At 44.6% G+C, this 18,904-nt stretch carries 16 protein-coding genes; 4 read left to right on the top strand and 12 right to left on the bottom strand.

Going from position 1 to position 18,904, the window contains the following annotated elements; all coding sequences use genetic code 11:
- Position 1 precedes the first annotated feature (1 nt).
- Both rsmH and mraZ read right to left on the bottom strand, forming a co-directional pair.
- A complete protein-coding gene (gene rsmH, locus CXF86_RS06190) occupies positions 2-958 on the bottom strand; it encodes a 16S rRNA (cytosine(1402)-N(4))-methyltransferase RsmH (RefSeq protein WP_102038611.1) in 957 nt (318 codons plus the stop codon).
- Positions 959-987: 29 nt separating this feature from the next.
- Positions 988-1,446: a division/cell wall cluster transcriptional repressor MraZ gene (mraZ, locus tag CXF86_RS06185; RefSeq protein WP_101089372.1), complete on the bottom strand. Its 459-nt coding sequence runs from the start codon at positions 1,444-1,446 to the stop codon at positions 988-990.
- A gap of 606 nt (positions 1,447-2,052) precedes the next feature.
- Here mraZ and CXF86_RS06180 point away from each other — a divergent pair.
- Positions 2,053-2,379 carry a hypothetical protein gene (locus tag CXF86_RS06180; RefSeq protein WP_101089371.1) on the top strand — a complete coding sequence of 109 codons (327 nt, stop codon included), beginning with the start codon at positions 2,053-2,055 and terminating at the stop codon, positions 2,377-2,379.
- On the opposite strand, the gene glpK is transcribed toward CXF86_RS06180, so the two are convergent.
- The 7 genes from glpK to leuA all read right to left on the bottom strand — a co-directional run bounded on the left by glpK (position 2,376) and on the right by leuA (position 10,872).
- Positions 2,376-3,857 (bottom strand): glycerol kinase GlpK, encoded by a 1,482-nt coding sequence (gene glpK, locus CXF86_RS06175; protein ID WP_102038610.1) that lies wholly within the window; start codon positions 3,855-3,857, stop codon positions 2,376-2,378. The two genes, CXF86_RS06180 and glpK, sit on opposite strands and share 4 nt — an antisense overlap.
- 11 nt (positions 3,858-3,868) lie before the next feature.
- Complete coding sequence (locus CXF86_RS22695) at positions 3,869-4,012, bottom strand: hypothetical protein (RefSeq protein WP_157822875.1); 144 nt, start codon at positions 4,010-4,012, stop codon at positions 3,869-3,871.
- A 278-nt stretch (positions 4,013-4,290) separates the two neighbouring features.
- The gene (locus tag CXF86_RS06170; protein ID WP_102038609.1) at positions 4,291-5,604 is read right to left on the bottom strand and encodes an outer membrane protein transport protein; all 1,314 of its coding nucleotides are present in this window, start codon (positions 5,602-5,604) and stop codon (positions 4,291-4,293) included.
- A gap of 510 nt (positions 5,605-6,114) precedes the next feature.
- Positions 6,115-6,720 (bottom strand): 3-isopropylmalate dehydratase small subunit, encoded by a 606-nt coding sequence (gene leuD, locus CXF86_RS06165; protein WP_101089368.1) that lies wholly within the window; start codon positions 6,718-6,720, stop codon positions 6,115-6,117.
- An 11-nt stretch (positions 6,721-6,731) separates the two neighbouring features.
- Complete coding sequence (gene leuC / locus CXF86_RS06160; RefSeq protein WP_101089367.1) at positions 6,732-8,132, bottom strand: 3-isopropylmalate dehydratase large subunit; 1,401 nt, start codon at positions 8,130-8,132, stop codon at positions 6,732-6,734.
- 2 nt (positions 8,133-8,134) lie between these two features.
- Positions 8,135-9,229 (bottom strand): 3-isopropylmalate dehydrogenase, encoded by a 1,095-nt coding sequence (gene leuB / locus CXF86_RS06155; protein WP_101089366.1) that lies wholly within the window; start codon positions 9,227-9,229, stop codon positions 8,135-8,137.
- A 71-nt stretch (positions 9,230-9,300) separates the two neighbouring features.
- Positions 9,301-10,872 (bottom strand): 2-isopropylmalate synthase, encoded by a 1,572-nt coding sequence (gene leuA / locus CXF86_RS06150; RefSeq protein WP_101089365.1) that lies wholly within the window; start codon positions 10,870-10,872, stop codon positions 9,301-9,303.
- Between the two features lie 517 nt (positions 10,873-11,389).
- Between leuA and CXF86_RS06145 the strand changes: the two genes are divergently transcribed.
- Complete coding sequence (locus CXF86_RS06145; RefSeq protein ID WP_102038608.1) at positions 11,390-13,138, top strand: nucleotidyl cyclase domain-containing protein; 1,749 nt, start codon at positions 11,390-11,392, stop codon at positions 13,136-13,138.
- Between the two features lie 10 nt (positions 13,139-13,148).
- Here the strand turns inward: CXF86_RS06145 and recQ are convergent, their stop codons facing one another.
- Positions 13,149-14,972, bottom strand: a complete 1,824-nt coding sequence (recQ, locus tag CXF86_RS06140) for a DNA helicase RecQ (protein ID WP_101089363.1) — start codon at positions 14,970-14,972, stop codon at positions 13,149-13,151.
- Positions 14,973-15,145: 173 nt separating this feature from the next.
- On the opposite strand from recQ, the gene CXF86_RS06135 reads away from it, so the two are divergent.
- The gene (locus tag CXF86_RS06135; protein WP_101089362.1) at positions 15,146-15,610 is read left to right on the top strand and encodes a thioesterase family protein; all 465 of its coding nucleotides are present in this window, start codon (positions 15,146-15,148) and stop codon (positions 15,608-15,610) included.
- Between the two features lie 253 nt (positions 15,611-15,863).
- Positions 15,864-16,751, top strand: coding sequence for an EamA family transporter RarD (gene rarD / locus CXF86_RS06130; RefSeq protein ID WP_101089361.1), 888 nt, complete (start codon positions 15,864-15,866; stop codon positions 16,749-16,751).
- Positions 16,752-16,821: 70 nt separating this feature from the next.
- Here rarD and CXF86_RS06125 read toward each other — a convergent pair whose 3' ends face one another.
- Positions 16,822-17,340 carry a PH domain-containing protein gene (locus tag CXF86_RS06125; protein ID WP_101089360.1) on the bottom strand — a complete coding sequence of 173 codons (519 nt, stop codon included), beginning with the start codon at positions 17,338-17,340 and terminating at the stop codon, positions 16,822-16,824.
- A gap of 77 nt (positions 17,341-17,417) precedes the next feature.
- Entirely contained in the window at positions 17,418-18,737 is a 1,320-nt protein-coding gene (argA, locus tag CXF86_RS06120) for an amino-acid N-acetyltransferase (RefSeq protein WP_101089359.1), read from the bottom strand.
- Between the last annotated feature and the right edge of the window lie 167 nt (positions 18,738-18,904).

Below are 18,904 nucleotides of genomic sequence, written 5' to 3'. Positions count from 1 at the left end.
TTTACTGTTCGTCAATATCGTAGGGTAAGCGCTCGCCAATACGCAATACTGAACTGCGCGATCTCGCGTTACGTTCAACCTCTTCCACTGACGGTTTAATGGCTTTGCCTATGCCTTTTAACTTACGAGTTTTATTAATTTCTGCTTCGGTGATAGGTAGCCCATGTGGCACACTTGCCCCTTGACTGTGACGGCGAATAAAACGCTTAACCATGCGATCTTCTAATGAGTGGAAGCTAATTACTGATAGGCGACCTTCAGGTGCAAGTACTTTTAATGCCCCTTCAAGCGCTTGATCAATTTGTTCAAGCTCACTATTGATATAAATTCGAATCGCCTGAAACACACGTGTTGCAGGATGCTTATTACGCTCTTTATTTTTAGAAATACGTGCGATAAGGTCAGCTAACGCTTTGGTGCGTAAAAAGGGTTCTTTCTCTCGATCGGCCGCAATACAACGCGCAATATGTCGAGAATTTTTCTCTTCGCCATAGGTCTTAAATACCCATGCCATATCTTCAATTTCAGCGCGGGCAATCCATTGAGCTGCCGTTTGGCCTTGTGAGTTATCCATGCGCATATCAAGGGGACCATCGCGCAAGAAACTAAAACCACGCTCAGCGTCATCTAATTGAGGCGAAGACACACCAAAATCAAGTAATACACCATCGATTTTGCCTTTTAGGCCTAACTCTTCTACATATTCTGCTAACTGTCCAAAGCCACCATGCACAATTTGGAATCGACTATCGTCTTCAAACTGCTGGGCTGCAACAATAGCTTGTGGATCTCTATCGATAGCGATCAAACGACCATTAGGGCCTAACTGCTCTAGCACTTTTCTTGAATGTCCACCGCGGCCGAAGGTACCATCAATGTAGATGCCATCTTCCCGTATGTTTAGGCCTGCGACGGTTTCTGTCAGCAAGACGGATAGGTGTTCAAATGATTGCGTCATGTTCATCTTCTATTGGTTAATATCACTCGTTAGAGCGAAAAGTCAGCTAAACGTGAGTTAGCTGCTAAATCTTCATTAAGAATCGCAATGCGACTCTCTTCAATCTGTTGCTGCCAAGCAGCTTCGTCCCACAGCTCAAACTTATTAAGCTGACCGACTAACATCGCCCGCTTTTCTAAATTGGCGTATTGACGTAAGGGTGTCGGCAGTAAAATTCGGCCATTGCCATCAAGCTCACATTCATGGGCATAACCAAGTAGCATGCGTTTGATCGCGCGCTCGGCAGGTTGTGTATCTGATAATTGGGATAATTTAGCGGCAACTTGCTCCCACTCTTGTATTGGATAGACCAGTAAACAAGGTGATTGAATATCGACAGTAATCACTAATTGGCTGTTATGATGGGCATGCAAAGACTCACGGTACCGTTTTGGTATCGCGACCCGTCCTTTAGCATCTAAGCTGATAGCACTCGCCCCAGAAAACACCTTAAGTCATCCTTGTTAAATTATTAAAATCCACAAATTTCCACATTTCCCCACAACAGCTAAGTTTAGGGACAGAATGCAAGAATTGTCAAGGATTCTGCTCTATTTAAAATCCAGTAACCAAGCGGGTTAGCAGCCAGTTTTCATCTAGTTGTAATCGAGTGCACAAATAGGGGATTTTGTGGGAGCTAGGTTATTCAAAATTTCTAATCAGTAGGAAAAACAGACAGTAGAGAGTAATAGAGTGGATCTGAGGTCGTACTTTAAGGATGTTTTTTCCCTACAGCCATTTATTAACGAAGCCTTAATTAGTCTATTTACCGAAGTAAAAGCCACTTTCAGAGAGCTGCAGATAAAATAGGGTTAACAATATTTAACCCATTACCATGCCTTAATCATAAATATCTTACAGTCAAACACAGAATCTGGTTGTCACCGTCAGGGATTCGAGCAGATATCAACGATGGTCAATACGATTAAAGCCCCAATAAGGTGGAGTCTTTGACTTAAACCATCACTCATTTCGAAAAACATCACCAACAGGCTAAATTTTAATCAGTAGCGGTCGATATATAAGGTATCAATAACTTACAAAGAGGGAGCAGTATGATCAGTTTAGACAGTGTTTACGCCATGCTTGCACGACCACCACTGCGTGAGATTAAACAGAAAAATGGTGTAAAGCCAGTAGATAATAGTGCCGCGATTGCAGCGGATAGTCATGAACAACCACAATCACAACTACCGCCAAATTTAGAAAGACGTCAGTCTCGAGAGGAAAGACGTAAAAACCCACCCGGTCTTTATCAGCTAGAACCAACGTTAGAAAGACGTAAAAACTATGTCGAAGATAGGCGTGATGACGAAGAACGACACTCTCCAGCTGATAAAGAAGATGACTCGCCCTTTCCTCATATCGACATCAATATCTAACGTGTTCTAGCCACCGCTTCTTTCCAGCCATCATACAGAGTGGCTCTAGCAGCATCATTCAGCTGCGGTTTAAAACGTCGCTCTATGCCCGATTTATGCTTAAGCTCTGCTGTAGAACTCCAAAAGCCGACCGCTAATCCCGCTAAGAATGCAGCCCCCATCGCCGTGGTTTCAGTTAACTCTGGACGCAACACTTCTACATTAGTGATATCGGCTTGAAACTGCATTAAAAAGTCGTTGGCAACCGCCCCCCCGTCCACTTTTATCTGCTTAAGCTGCACACCACTGTCTTTACTCATCGCATCAAGCAGATCTCGACTTTGGTAGGCAATAGCTTCAAGTGCTGCACGAATAATATGATTACGATTTGCACCACGTGTCAGCCCAACTAATGCGCCTCGAGCGTCAGGATCCCAATACGGTGCACCTAATCCAACAAATGCCGGCACCAGATATACGCCATTGGTGTCATCTACTTTTGAGGCAAAGTACTCCGTATCTTGTGCATCTCGAATAAGACCTAACTCATCACGCAGCCATTGAATGGTCGCGCCCCCCATAAATACCGACCCTTCGAGCGCATAATTGACTTCGCCTTTAGCCCCGACCGCAATGGTTGTTAGTAAACCATGCTTTGACTTCACCGCTTCTGTGCCCGTGTTCATTAATAAAAAGCAGCCAGTACCATAGGTATTTTTTGCCATGCCTTCATCAATGCATAGTTGACCAAACAACGCTGATTGCTGGTCGCCAGCGATCCCTGCAATCGCAATGCTGCCGCCCTCGCCCACAATACGGGTGTGACCATAGATCGCTGACGACGGTTTGACTTCAGGAAGAATGGATCGTGGGATATTAAGTGCATTAAGCAGCTTTTCATCCCACTCTTGGCGATGAATATTGAACAATAACGTACGCGAGGCATTGGTTGGATCAGTGACATGCACTTTACCTTCGGTAAGCTTCCAGACTAACCAAGTATCTATGGTGCCAAATAAAAGCTCGCCTCTTTCAGCCCGCGCTCTTACGCCATCAACATTGTCTAGGATCCATTTTATTTTAGTACCTGAAAAATAAGGATCTAACAGCAAGCCCGTGGTATCTCTAACGTAATCTTCAAGCCCCTGTGCTTTCAATTCATCGCATATCACTTTGCTTCTTCGGCATTGCCATACAATCGCGTTATAGACTGGTTTACCCGTTATTTTGTCCCAAATAACCGTGGTCTCACGCTGATTAGTGATGCCAATCGCTGCGACGTCCTCACTATGAATATCGGCTCTTGCCAATGCTTCTATTAGCGTTGAGCTTTGAGATGCCCATATCTCCATCGCATCATGCTCAACCCAACCCGGCTTGGGATAAATTTGCCCAAACTCTCGCTGAGAGCTCGCCACCATATTCGCGTTATGATCAAAAACGATGGTTCTAGAACTGGTAGTGCCTTGATCAAGCGCTATGACATATTTCTTTGACACAAAAAACTTCCTTATTGACGTGTATCTTGTAGCAGGCCGATTTCCGGTTGCACAATATGACTATTATCCGCCGACGTTTCACCCTTATAGCTCCAGGTGACCTTCATAACCGTGCTGACATCATTAGCAGAGCCAACCACTTGAGCCGGAGTCACTTTAGCATCGGTAAGTACTACAAATAATCTGCCATTGCCGCACCCAGTTCATTTTTTGATGAGGTCTACGTCAGCATTTCTGTACCAGAGAGACCAATGGCCCTTAGCATGAGCCTTTAGACCAAGCACAAAGATAACTATTAGTCTTTTTTACCATGAAACTCATCTAATAATCCAACCCCAATAGAAAGTAAAAAGCCTCGCAATTGCGAGGCTTATAACGTTACAGAACAACACTCGCGTGTTGTAAGTGCCATGCTACTTACAATATTATGAGTTTAGAAGCGGTAACTTGTTTGAATACCGACTAACAAAATATTGCCGCTGGTCGTTCCACTAAAAGTACCACCAAAGTGTGCAGAAGAATCATCTGATGGGATACCAGGACGAGGTTCAACCACTGGAGATTCATCAGCAAAGATGTAAGTCAGGCCAAAGTCCATATCAAAGTTTTCACTAATGCGGTAACCCATACCCGCACTCAACCAGAGACGATCCATTTCTGGAATTGTTAGAGTACGGTTTGCATCAGATACTGCTGACTTGTCATATGCAACACCCGCTCTCATGCTAAGAGTGTCGTTTAACTGATAAGTGGTACCCAGTGCAAAACGGTAGTTGTCTTCCCAGTTTTCTTGCTTCACTAGTTGAGTCGGCTCAGATAGCGATGGAATAATGGCTTCAAGCTTGTCGAATGAACTCCAATCAGTCCAGTTGATGCTGGCATGGATCGCTAGCTTCTCACTGAGTTGATGGAATGAAGCAATTTCAGCAGTTGCTGGCAATGACAGCTCCATAGAGCCCGCCATTTTCATGTTAGGATCCATAGGATTAAAGGCTAAACCGCCAGCTTCTCCTTCAAGGTTTTGATCCACAGCAGATCGATAGTTCAGTCCGATACGGTTATCGGCATTGATCTGCCAAGCACCACCAAGCTGCCAGCCCCAAGCAGTATCATCACCTTCCATGTATTTGAGCGTTGTTCCCTTTGGTACTGACAAATTGCCCATAGGAGTAGGAAGAACGGTGTCAACTGAACTTTTCGCACCAATGCTGCCTTCGCCAATAACAAAGCGCACACCAGCACCAATACTAAATTGATCATTAATGCGGTAAGCCACATTCGGGTTAATTTCGATTGTGGTTACTGATGCTTCATTACCAAATTGAGTACCGCGAAAATCATCATCGAGCTCAGTCGCCATACCAAAGTTGCTGCCTAGCGCAAGACCAACAAACCACTGTTGGTTTATCTGATGAGATACATAGAAGTTTGGAATAACAGCATCGTCAGCGATATCTTTTGCAGAAGTAGGGTTAGTGCCATCGGTATAGGTCACTTCGCCGTTGATATCGATATTCGGCATAACCAAAATGGCGCCCGCCGTCATTTGAGTACCCGTTAAATAAGTCAACATCGCCGGATTACGAAACTGTGCAGCTGCGTTATCAGCCATTGCCGCTTCACCAGCAAACGCACGCCCAAGGCCCGTAGCTGAGTATTCAGCTAGCTGGAATCCAGCAGCTTGAACCTGTGTCACATTCCCCAAAAGTACCGTGCTAACGGCAAGTGTTAATAAACGCTTATTCATTTTTATTCTCTAATTATGTAATTACAACAAGTAGAGTAATCACTCCACTTTAAAGTGGAGCGGATTTTACAAGCACAGAATATCTTTACAAGCGTTTTAATAAAAACAGCATAAAACACCACCAAAAAGCATTAAGAGCAGTGATAACCCATTACAGATCACAGTTTAAAATTTAAAACAGGATACAAACGCGCAGAAAACGTCGCTAAAGCAGACAAGTCAAAAAATAAAATCACATAAAAAGGCAATAATTACAAATGAATAATAACAACAAAAAGAAAAACAAACGTACACTCAAAAAAACAAACTCTAGTAGCATAAATCACTACCTAAAAAGCAATGGATGCAAAAAGTCTTAAGCCAAAACTAAATAAACCCATAATTACAATGCGTTAACTGGTTGGCGGTAACATTTAAAACAAAAGCCATTTAGGTTTAAACCTAAATGGCTTTCTTAACACGATACGCTGGTACAGATGTACGCTTAATAATCACATTTTCAGGCTTTAGTTAAACTCTCCATGCCGGTAAATTTGCTTCGTACGTTGCAATCGCATCAGATTGAGCTAACGTCAATCCAATCGCATCGAGACCATTTAGCAAGTTGTGTCTGGCAGATTCCGCTATTTGGAAGCTAAACACCGCGCCAGACGGCGACGTCACAGTTAATGCTTGCAGGTCAACATGGACCTCGGCGCCTGGTTGCGCTTCAATCTCTGTGATCAATTGAGCAACTTCTGTTTCTGTTAACTGAACGGGCAATAAACCATTGTTGATTGAGTTGCCATAAAAGATATCGGCAAAGCTCGGGGCAATAATGGCTTTTAAACCAAAGTCAGCCAGTGCCCATGGGGCGTGTTCTCGACTAGAACCACAGCCAAAGTTCTCTTGCGAGACTAAGACTGAGGCCCCTTTATAACGGGGTTTATTTAAACTAAAATCAGGATTAGGCTCATTGCCGGCATCATCAAGATAACGCCAGTCATGGAACAGGTGAATGCCAAAACCATCGCGGGTCACCTTAGACAAAAACTGCTTCGGAATAATCTGGTCGGTATCAATGTTTGCGCTATCAATGATAACCGCAAGCCCTGTGTGTGCAATAAATGGTTGCATAACTTAACTCTCTAGTAAGGTTTACGGATATCAACAAAATGACCTGCAATAGCTGCAGCAGCGGCCATAGCGGGACTCACCAAGTGAGTGCGGCTACCTCGCCCTTGTCGACCTTCAAAGTTACGGTTACTCGTCGATGCGCAGCGATCGCCCGCTTCTAACTTATCGTCATTCATCGCTAAGCACATAGAGCACCCCGGTAGACGCCACTCAAAGCCTGCATCCAAAAATATCTTATCTAAGCCTTCTGCTTCAGCTTGCTCCTTCACCAGCCCAGAACCTGGCACCACTATCGCAGTCACGCCTTGGGCAACTTGACGCCCTTTAGCATGTACCGCAGCAGCGCGAAGGTCCTCAATACGAGAGTTAGTACATGAACCGATAAACACCTTATTAATGTCTACATCTGTCATTAAGGTGCCTGCGCTCAAATCAACATATTTAAGGGCTTTCTCGATACTTGAACGAACCGTTGAATTGATGGCATCAATTGGATTAGGCACCAATTGGTCAATCGCGACGACTTGTCCAGGGTTGGTTCCCCAAGTTAACTGTGGAGCAATATCGCCCGCTTCAAGCGTCACCGTCGCATCAAATACTGCATCATCGTCTGTTTTCAATTGCGCCCAAGCCGCAACGGCTTGCTCCCAATTGTCGCCTTTTGGTGCGAATTCACGACCCTTAATGTACGCAGCGGTGGTTGCGTCAGGGGCTATCATGCCCGCTTTGGCGCCCATCTCGATGGCCATGTTACACACGGTCATGCGGCCTTCCATGCTAAGCGCTTCAATGGCTTCGCCACAAAACTCAACCACGTAGCCCGTACCGCCGTCCATGCCAATCTTACCAATAACTGCCAGTACGATATCTTTTGCGGTAATGCCATCAGCAACGTGGCCACGCACTTCAATCTTCATGGTCTTGGCTTTTAGCTGACGTAACGTCTGCGTTGCCATCACATGTTCAACTTCCGAGGTACCGATACCAAATGCTAACGCCCCAAAAGCGCCGTGAGTTGCAGTATGTGAATCGCCACATACAATCACAGTGCCCGGTAAGGTAATACCCAGTTCAGGGCCCATTACATGCACAATACCTTGGTTCTTATGATGAATATCATAAAGACGCACACCAAACTCTTTACAGTTGCGCTCCAAGGTTTGCACTTGAGTGCGCGCCATAATACTTAAGGCATCCAAGCTAGCACTGGTCGTTGAGGTGTTATGGTCCATGGTGGCAAAAGTTTTTTCTGGGGCGCGCATTTTGCGACCCGCCACTTGCAAACCACTAAATGCTTGAGGCGAGGTCACTTCATGGACGAGATGTCTATCGACATAGATAATCGGTGCTTCACCTTTTGTCGCCACCACAATATGGTCATCCCATACCTTTTCATATAACGTCTTAGCCATTGTTAAACACCTTCTCTTACAAGCTGAGCAATATAATCGCCCATTTGGCGGGTTGATTTTGCATTGTGACGCTCCTCAGCTGGCAGTAATTCACCGGTTAAATAACCGTCACCTAATGCTTTACCTACCGCTAACTCTATCGCCGTTGCGGCTGCTTCTTGCTTTAAGCTATGGCGCAATAACAAAGCTGCAGACAAAATCTGCGCCACTGGATTGGCAATACCTTGACCCGCAATATCTGGCGCACTGCCGCCAGCGGGCTCATACAAACCAAAACCTGAACTGTTCATACTGATAGACGATAGTAAGCCCATAGATCCGGTTAGCATGGCTATCTCGTCAGAGATGATATCGCCAAATAAGTTAGAACAGAGCATCACATCAAACTCATTGGGGCGACGTAATAGTTGCATGGTCGCATTATCAATATAGATATGTTCAAGCTCAACATCTGGATAATCTTTCGCTACCGTTTCAACAACTTCACGCCATAACACTGAACATGCCAGCACATTCGCTTTATCAACGGAGGTGACTTTTTTACGACGACCTTGAGCGGTCTCAAAAGCAATTTTAGCAATACGGGTGATCTCTTTACGGCTATAACGCATGGTATCAAACGCTTCTTCGTTTTCACCTTCGCCCTGACGGCCTTTAGGCTTACCAAAATAGATACCACTGGTGAGTTCTCGCACGCAAAGTATATCAAATCCACGTGATGAAATATCACTGCGCAGCGGTGACATATGCTCAAGCCCAGCATGTAATTTAGCCGGACGCATATTACAGAACAGCTCAAAGTGACCACGCAGCGGCAATAATGCTCCACGCTCTGGTTGATCATTTGGCGCTAAGTGTTCCCACTTAGGACCGCCTACTGAACCAAAAAGAATAGCGTCAGCGGCTTCACAGCCTTTAAGAGTCGCCTCCGGTAACGGGCAACCTTGATTATCAATCGCGGCGCCGCCAACATCGTAGTCAGTATATTCAATAGAAAGAGCAAAGCGTTCCTCAATAGCCGTAAGTACTTTACGGGCTTCTGCCATGACTTCAGGACCAATCCCATCTCCAGCTAACACTGCTATTTGATAACTCATACGACAACTATCTCCTTTAAATTTTTCTTATATTCAAATCGGGTACATCAAACTATTGCTATGTTTAAAGCCTAAACACAGCCGAGTTCTTGCTTATTCTGTTTAATCTTCTGCTTACAATCAGCGACTTTATCGGCTCGCCAAGTAAGGTTCATCACATGAACTAATGCTTTAGCCGAGGCTTCAACAACGTCTGTGGCAAGTCCGACACCGTGGAAGTTCTGCTGACGATAACTGGCGGTAATATCGACCTGACCCAGTGCATTCTGCCCTTCGCCTTTCGCGCCAAGCTGGTAGCTAGTGATGTCTATCTCACAGCCACTTGCACGAGCAACCGCTTTATAAGCTGCATCGACAGGGCCATTACCAATAGCCGCTTCGGTAATCGTTTGACCATTGACTTCAATTTTAACGGTGGCTGTAGCGCTGCCTTCGGTAGAATCTGAATGCACCACTAACTGCTGCAGCTTAAAATGATCATCATCTTCCGCTTGTGCTTCCATAAAGGCTAACGCTTCAAGATCGTAATCAAACACCTGGCCTTTTTTGTCCGCCAACACTAAGAAATCGTTATACAGCACGTCCATGTCGTAATCTTGCTCGCTATAACCGAGTTCACTCATACGATGCTTAATAACATGTCTTCCAGAGCGTGACGTCATGTTCAGATTGCTACGGTTTAAGCCGATACTTTCTGGTGTCATAATCTCGTAGGTATTTTTCGCTTTTAACATACCATCTTGATGAATACCGGAAGAGTGTGTGAAGGCGTTAGCGCCCACAATGGCTTTGTTTGCCTGCACTGGCATATTACAAAGCTGGCTCACCAAACTCGAAGTACGATGGATCTCTTTGGCATTAATGCCTGTCTCTAGACCCAAGGTGCCTTTACGGGTCGACAAAATCATCGCGATCTCTTCTAACGAACAGTTACCGGCACGCTCACCAATACCGTTGACGGTACACTCAATTTGGCGGGCACCGTGCTGCACTGCAGTTATAGAGTTAGCCACCGATAAACCAAGGTCGTCATGACAATGAACCGAGATAACGGCTTGGTCGATATTAGGTACTCGGTTAAACAAGGTTTGAATAATGCCACCGAATTCACTCGGTACGGTGTAACCGACAGTATCAGGAATGTTTATGGTGCGAGCACCAGCCTTAATGGCCTCTTCAACCATTCTGCAAAGGTTATCAATAGGGGTTCGACCAGCATCTTCACATGAGAATTCAACATCATCGGTAAAGCGGCGCGCATACTTAACAGCAGCCACTGCCATTTCCAATACTTGATCAAAAGAACGCTTAAGCTTACTTTCAACGTGAATGGTTGAGGTTGATATAAAGGTATGGATACGAAATTGATCAGCAACCGATAATGCTTGTGCGGCTGCATCGATATCTTTTTCTAATGCCCTTGCTAGTGCACAAACACGGCTATTCTTTACCGTTCTAGCAATCGTCTGCACCGACTTAAAATCACCCGGTGATGACACCGGAAAACCAACTTCCATGATATCAACGCCAAGACGTTCTAAGGCCAACGCAATTTGAAGCTTTTCTTTAACCGTTAAACTAGCAGCTAATGCTTGCTCGCCATCACGTAGTGTCGTGTCAAATATAATCACGCGGTTAGACATCTATTATCTCCATTGAACTTCAAACGTTCAGTTATGCTTTCAGGCAATTTAAATACAAAAAACCCCGCGTATTATGTGCGGGGTTTATAAATGCTGGCTTTCTCAAGCGTGTAGCACTATATCCGCCGCGCAGTGACTGCGAGAATGAGAATGAGGAGTCGGAATAGTGTGCTTGTGTGTTTCATCAATGATTATTCATCTTTATTAAATAAATATTTCAGCATGAGTTGCTGACAGAGTTAATTTTTAACGCGACCAGCCATCTGTGTCAAGTCTAAATTGCTCAACTTCAGCATTTAACAAGCCTAACATTGCTTACGCAAATGACAATAGCGACACTTAAAGTCAACAACAAACACTATCTCGAGATATTATTGCTAAGCAGCACCGAAAATAGAGTGATGTCGCAATATTCTCAACTGTTCAGCTTTTTTATGCATATTTTTAGATAAAATGGTTATAATAGCTCCGTTCTGCTAATGGAAAGCGGATTGAAGAGTTACCACTGGAGCTAAAAATGGATTTTAGGATCATCGTTCTTTGTCTGGCATGCTGGGTTTCGCCAGTATATGCGGGCACGTTAGAACAACTTGATCAATTAAATACCCTTGTATTTCAATATCCAAGTCAAGCATTGTCAGAGATTAATACGCTCGAAGGTCACTTTGAGGGGGTAGTAAGATCAGACTCTATATTAATGCGCTTAAGTGCGCTTAAATGTGAATCCTATATTCAACTTGGCGAAAATGCGGCAGCAGTCAATCTCGCACGTTTAAGCGAAGCTAGGGCAAAACAATTAGGACTTGAACAAGCTCGGCCCTACTTTTTAAACTGTATGGCGCAAGCTTATGCAAACTTCGGTGACTATCAACAAGCATTACCGCTGTTATACTCCTCTATTTCATTGTCACGTCAGCTAAAACAGCCTCAAGCGTTGATAGGTGGCCTCTGGCTAAGAAGCCTGCTTAATGCCAATGTTAATCACAACAACGCGGCCATTGAAGATCTACGATTAGCCCTCGATATCTATCCAGACATTACTCAACAAAAACAAAAATGGACTTGGCCGCCTAAAGGCTACCTATACACATCAATGGCCAAACAGTTGGCCGAGATAGGCGAACAAAAAGAGGCAGAGAAAAACTTGAAAAAAGCCTTGAATGAAGAGACAACACAAGGAAAAGTGTTACTTTTTATTGCGCTCGATATGGCAAGATTCGCCCAGCAAAATCAACAACCAAACCTGCGTAATAAGTATACTCAGATAGCAAGAGTCAAGCTCGCCGAGTTAAGCACACCGTTGGAGCTTGCGATTGCTTACAAAACAATTGCACTTATTGATTTTGACAGCGGGAAATACAGTAGCGCAGAACAATTATTAAACCTCAGTTTAAGTACATTTCGTAAGGAAGCTGATGCTATTAACACCATTAGTGTTTTATGGCTAAATGCCCAAGTTAATCTAAAGCGGGATAATGAAGCTGCGGGTTTGACACTAATGGAACAAGCAATATCATTGGCGAAGGACAATGCTCGTTACTCAGATTTAAAGAATTGCTATGCCACTTTGGCGACTTACTTTGCAGAGCAGGGAAAGTTCTCACTCGCGTATCAATATCAGCTTAAACAATTAGAGGCTCTCGAAAATGAAACGCTATCGATTAAGAATATTTGGTTATCTCAGCTAAAGGCAGATTTAAGCCGTAAAGAGCAGATAACCCCGCCAACACACTCCCTTATCACGGCAACAACATCCAATGGGATAATGCTCAGTTCTTTTTTCCCTATCGCGTTAGTGATCGTCAGTTTGGTTATATTCATCACTTGGTACCAAAGAAAACTACCGCAACAAAAACAAACTGAACACCTCGTAGTCAATCTTGACACCAAGATGGATAAGAAGAAATCTCTTGAAGATCTGCTCAATATCAATAAACAGGCTGGCTACCCTTTGTCCTTATTAGTCTTTAATCCCAAGCATATTATTGCTGCTGATGTGCTGATTGTTATAGAACAACTACAAACAAAGTTGCGGGAACAAGATGTGTTATTACAGCAATCTGATCAGCAGATCATCATCATGCTGCCGCATACATCAGAGCAGGGTGCGATGAATGTGATTAAGCAGCTATCGAGTACCATTTCAGTGTGGCAAGAAGAGAGCAAAGTCAATATTGGCCTAGCATCTATGCAACAGTTTGATGATCTGCATTCAATGATAAAGCGAGCCAATATTAACCAACTGAGAAAGCTAAAAACGAACTAAACCAAGCTCATTATCCTTCGGCTAAGTAGTTTTCAATCTCATCTAAAAACTCACCACCAAAACGTTCTAATTTTCGCTCACCAACACCATTAACCGCCAGTAACTCAGCGGGACTGGTGGGTAAAATAGAGGCCATCTCAGCTAAAGTGGCATCGTTAAACACCAAATATGGCGGTACATCTAGCTCCTCGGCCATGGTGCGTCTCAATAACTTAAGCCTGGCAAAGAGTTTACGATCATAATTGATTGGCGCTTTAGGATTATGGCCACGGCGCTTAGTGGTTTGAATGACGATTCTTGGCTCAGCCAGTAATAACTCAACTTCGCCTTTTAATACCGTTCGTGCTGAAGGGTTAAGGGTAACCGAAGAGCCACGAGTGATATCTTGGTTAGCAAGCCCTAGATGGATAAGCTGACGAATGACACTTAACCAATGTTCATGGCTTTTCTCTTTACCTATTCCCCAGGTCGAAAGTTTGTTGTGCCCCCGCTCCATCACAGTGGCCGCTTTAGAACCTCTCAGCACTTCAATCAGGTGGTTCACACCAAAACGTTGCCCGAGTCGATAAATGCACGACAGCACTTTTTGGGCATCTTGAATGCCATTGTATTTTTTCGGTGGGTCCAAACAAATATCACAGTTACCGCATGGCTCTAACGCGCTTTCATCAAAATAGTGCAGCAAGACTTGGCGACGACATGTCTGCGCCTCAGCGAAGGCAGCCATAGTGTTGAGCTTATGAAACTCTACCTGTTGCTGCGGCCCGGGTTCCGATTGATCAATAAGATGCCTAACTCTACCGATGTCGGCAGGGTCAAATAACATCAGCGCTTCGGAGTCCAGACCGTCTCGACCTGCTCGGCCCGTTTCTTGGTAATAAGCTTCAACGCTTTTAGGAATATCGTAGTGCACCACGTAACGCACGTTAGACTTATTGATCCCCATGCCGAAGGCCACGGTTGCCACGACAATATCCAGTTGATCTTTTAGAAAGCGATCTTGCACATTAGCTCGCTCTTCTTGAGTGCGACCAGCATGATACGCTTCAGCCTGATGCCCCTGCAGGCGCAAACGATCAGCCACCTCGTCCACTCGGCGACGACTGCTACAATAAACGATGCCACTGTTACCATTTTGCGCATCAATAAACTGCCGCAACTGATTAGCCGCATTGAGCTTTTCAGCGACGGTATAGCGAATATTAGGTCTATCGAAGCTCGTCAGTAGCGAGAATGGCTTTATCGTCAATCGCTCACAGATATCCACCCGTGTGGCATTATCTGCCGTGGCGGTTAATGCCATGATAGGCACCTGAGGAAATTGCTGCCGTAATCGGCCAAGCGCTGCATATTCAGGTCTAAAATCATGGCCCCATTGCGAAATACAATGCGCTTCGTCAATGGCGAATAAAGAGATATTTAGCTCATGGAGCCGGTCGATAAAGCTTGCTTGCAGTAATCGCTCAGGTGAAACATAAAGTAATTTTAGCTCGCCATAACGCATCTGCTGCAAAATCTTTAGGCTCTCTTCCCTAGGTTGAGACGAGTTAAGATAAGCAGCGGCCACGCCAGTCTGAGTCAGGCTGTCGACTTGATCCTTCATTAACGATATCAGTGGTGACACCACTATCGTTAAACCTGAAAGTTGCAATGCCGGCAGCTGATAACACAGGCTTTTACCACCGCCAGTCGGCATGATCACTAAGCAGTCTTGTCCAGCGCAGATCTGTTCAATGACTTCACGCTGACCGTCTCTAAACGTGCGATATCCAAAGACAGACTGAAGGCTTGCTGATAACTGATCGACCGGTTGTTCGATTGCCACCTTATCCATAGTGAACCTGTGTTAAATATAAGGCCGACCATTCTAATGGAGCGAACTGCCGTTGTCTCTCCCCAAACGGTTTATCGATTGAAATTTAAACTTGCAACACAGGCTCCATTAGCGATAGATTAAATGCTCTAACACTAAGCGATTGATCCTAAAAGAAACAAGCAGGGAGCAAAATGAGTAATATTATTCAACAAGAAACATTACGCAGGGTCGCTGAGGTGTTTGACCAACATGTGCCGTTTCACAACTTACTCGGCATGGATATCAAACGTTATGATGTGGAAGGCGTTGAAGTTGTCGTCAAAATGAAGCCCGAATTGATTGGTAATATCCATCAGAAAATATTGCATGGTGGCGTTACGGCAACCGTGCTTGATGTTGTTGGCGGATTAACGGCTTTTTCTGGCCTAGTCGCCAGCCGTGATGACTGGAGTATCGAAGAGTTAGAGAAACGTATTCAAACCTTAAGCACCATCGATCTTAGAATCGATTATTTACGTCCAGGACGTGGCGAGATTTTTACCGGGACTGGTACCGTCATTCGCGCAGGCAATCGAGTGTCAGTTTCCAGAATGGAACTGCATAATGAAAAAGGCGATCATATTGCTTTCGGCACAGGCACTTATATGGTTGGCTAATCGAGACGAACGCATAATAAGCGATAGTGAAACGGCACTCATCGCTTTACGCTAACAAACATGACCGACTCAATACCAAACTCACGATAGCCATTTTTTTAAAAATGCTTATATGTCGCACTCTGCGCTCATGTGGCAGCATTTCTTTCCTCACTGTCACACGGCAGTGTGTAGATAAACACTTCGGCGAACTTGAGTCTGCGCCACTACGAGATTACAATTACGCCCTACTCCCTCTTTTTAGCACATTCTAATGCAAGATATTGAACACCGTAAAGGCATCACATTTGCCATTTGCGCCTACACCCTATGGGGCTTCGCTCCGCTGTACTTTAAATTGCTAACTGATGTGTCTGCAACTGAGATATTGTTGCACCGTGTACTTTGGTCATTTGTTTTTGTAGCGTTATTAATGAGCTTGTTTGGCGGCTTTAGTCGTGTCAGACAACTATTAAAAAAGCCTAAACAATTAGCCGTTCTGTGTATCACCTCATTATTAATCGCCGCTAACTGGCTGCTGTTTATTTGGGCGGTGAATAACGACCATATGCTCGATGCCAGTTTAGGTTACTTTATTAACCCTCTGGTTAATGTATTTTTAGCCATGCTTTTTCTCGGTGAGCGTTTGCGCAAACTGCAGTGGGCTGCGGTTTCTTTAGCCGCCATTGGTGTGTCGGTACAGCTAATTTCGTTTGGATCTATTCCACTAGTATCGCTTGCCTTAGCAGGCTCTTTTGCTTGTTATGGATTGCTGCGTAAGAAAGTCAATGTCGATGCAAAAACGGGCTTACTGGTTGAGACCGCGATTTTGATGCCAATTGCGCTGATTTATCTATTAAGCAATATGGGTGATTCAATGACGCATCTGTTGAACAATGACATGCATCTCAATCTTTTATTGCTCGCAGCCGGTGTAGTGACGACGGTGCCACTATTGTGTTTTTCGGCGGCGGCAGTGCGGATCCCATTCACCATGCTCGGATTTTTTCAGTACATCGGACCCAGCATCATGTTTATTCTTGCAGTAAACTTGTTTAACGAGCCCTTTGATATAGAAAAAGGCATTACCTTTGCCTTTATTTGGGCAGCACTGGCCCTGTTTACTGTCGATATGTTCTATAAGCGAAAGCAAAAAAAGTAGGCTTTAAAAATACTAAAAAAGCGAACCCTTAAGGTTCGCTTTTTACGTAATAGGTTTAGCTATACGAGGCTTATTTGATAGCACTTAACAGCGCATCAGGCTGCGCTATGCTCAGTAGTATTGAGTAGCCTCTTAACGTGGGGATCACCACCACGGTGTCGGTCTCAGTTATCGCCACAAATGCCTTTTGCTGATCTGACAATCTAAACCATCCGAGCTGAAAACCAGGCATGCCCACACCGTTAACGCGAAGATCGGGTTTTAAGCTAAGATCAGCTCCTTGTTGCCAAGCTAACTTGCGGATCTCTAGCTTATTAACATCTTCAATCGGTAGGGTAAAACCATAAAAAGGCACATCAACCGTTACAGAGTCTGTCGTCAGAATGAGCTTGGCATCATTAACGCTATACAGCATCCAACTAAACGCACCTACCATAGGTAGCAGTACCGCTGCTATTACCACCTTGCTGGTTTGCGGCAGTGCCTTATAGTAGATGTAAATGCCCAATCCAATAAAGCCGACCAGTAAGGCAATAAAGCTCCAGTTACCTGTCGAACTGAGTGGCGCAAGATCAAAGCTCTGAGTCATAGGACGTTCTCATTAATACAGTCGCTCTATCCTTGGCCACTAGACGCACTAGGTCAAGATGAACTTGGCGCAAACACTTATAAATCTAATGCTAGGATCTTAGATTTACGTTGATAGTTATACAGCTGCTTCTTTTTCCCTGGTAGCTCATCGACTTCAACAATCGTAAAGCCATGTTCTAAAAACCAATGAATACTGCGAGTCGTTAACGCAAACAACCGTGAGTAACCCCTTACCCTTGCTTGGCTAATAATATTTTGCAGCAACAGACTGCCACGATCAGCATCTCGGTATTCTGGATGCACCACCAAACAGGCGAACTCCCCCGCGTTGTCCTCTTCAAAAGGGTAGAAAGCAGCGCAACCAATCACTAAACTATCGCGCTCAATCAGCATAAACTGCTCTATCTCAACTTCGAGCTGTTCACGCGAACGGCGCACTAAAATCCCTTTTTCCTCCAGCGGTCGGATAAGATCTAAAATGCCACCGATATCCCTGATAGAAGCACGACGCAAGCGCTCTGCACTTTCTGTCACAATTTGCGTTCCGATACCGTCCCGAGAAAACAGCTCTTGTAGCAGCGCACCATCATCTAAATAACTGACAAAATGACAACGACTCACGCCATTACGACATGCATCAATACTGGCTTGTAAAAATGCCTTGGTCCCTAAACAGAGTGGCGCTTGCGCTGGCAAATTATTGAGTATGCTTTGGGCATCAGTCGGCATCAATTCAGCAAGGACGTCTCCATGCTCATCCATAATGCCTTTATGCGCGCTAAAGCCAATCATCTTGTCAGCTTTCAACTTAACCGCAATTTGCGTCGCAACCTCTTCAGCCGTTAAGTTAAAGCTCTCTCCAGTGACTGAGGCTGCTACAGGGCCTAATAAAACGATGCAGCCACTGTCTAACTGCCGTTTGAGTCCGTGAGTGTCAATCCGTCGCACTCTCCCGCTAAGGCTATAATCCACACCATCTTCAACCCCTAATGGCTGCGCAATAACAAAATTGCCACTGACCACATTAATTTGAGCGCCCTGCATGGGAGTATTACTCAAACTCATCGACAGCCGAGCCGTGATATCGAGTTGCAATGCACCAACCACCTGTTTAATCACTTTGAAGGTATCTTCTTCAGTGATCCTCACACCATTGTAATACTCAGGGGTTAGGCTGTGCTGAGCGAGTGCTTCATCGATTTGTGGCCGAGCGCCGTGAACCAGCACAATCTTGATCCCTAAGCTATGCAGCAGTGCGATATCATTAATAATGGCTTTGAACTGCGGCTGCGCAAGCGCTTCGCCGCCAAGCATAACGACAAATGTTTTACCTCTATGCGCATTGACATAGGAAGCTGAGTGACGAAAACCATCGACAAGTTCTGTAGTACGCACGCTAAATCCACCTTATAGTCTAAATAGACAGTCGCAACAATCTGCATCATTGATAAACACTAATGATGATATTGCATTTTAATTCATTTAAACAGCATTTATTTTCACTTATTAATATAAAATAACATTGTTAAGCATGTGAATTTAAATGGTTGAAGCCTATAAAG

The sequence above is a fragment of the Shewanella sp. GutCb genome, assembly GCF_002836135.1.
Taxonomy (GTDB): Bacteria; Pseudomonadota; Gammaproteobacteria; order Enterobacterales; family Shewanellaceae; genus Shewanella.
Note: the sequence above shows the minus strand (reverse complement) of the source record. Positions and strands in the feature narration are given on the sequence as shown.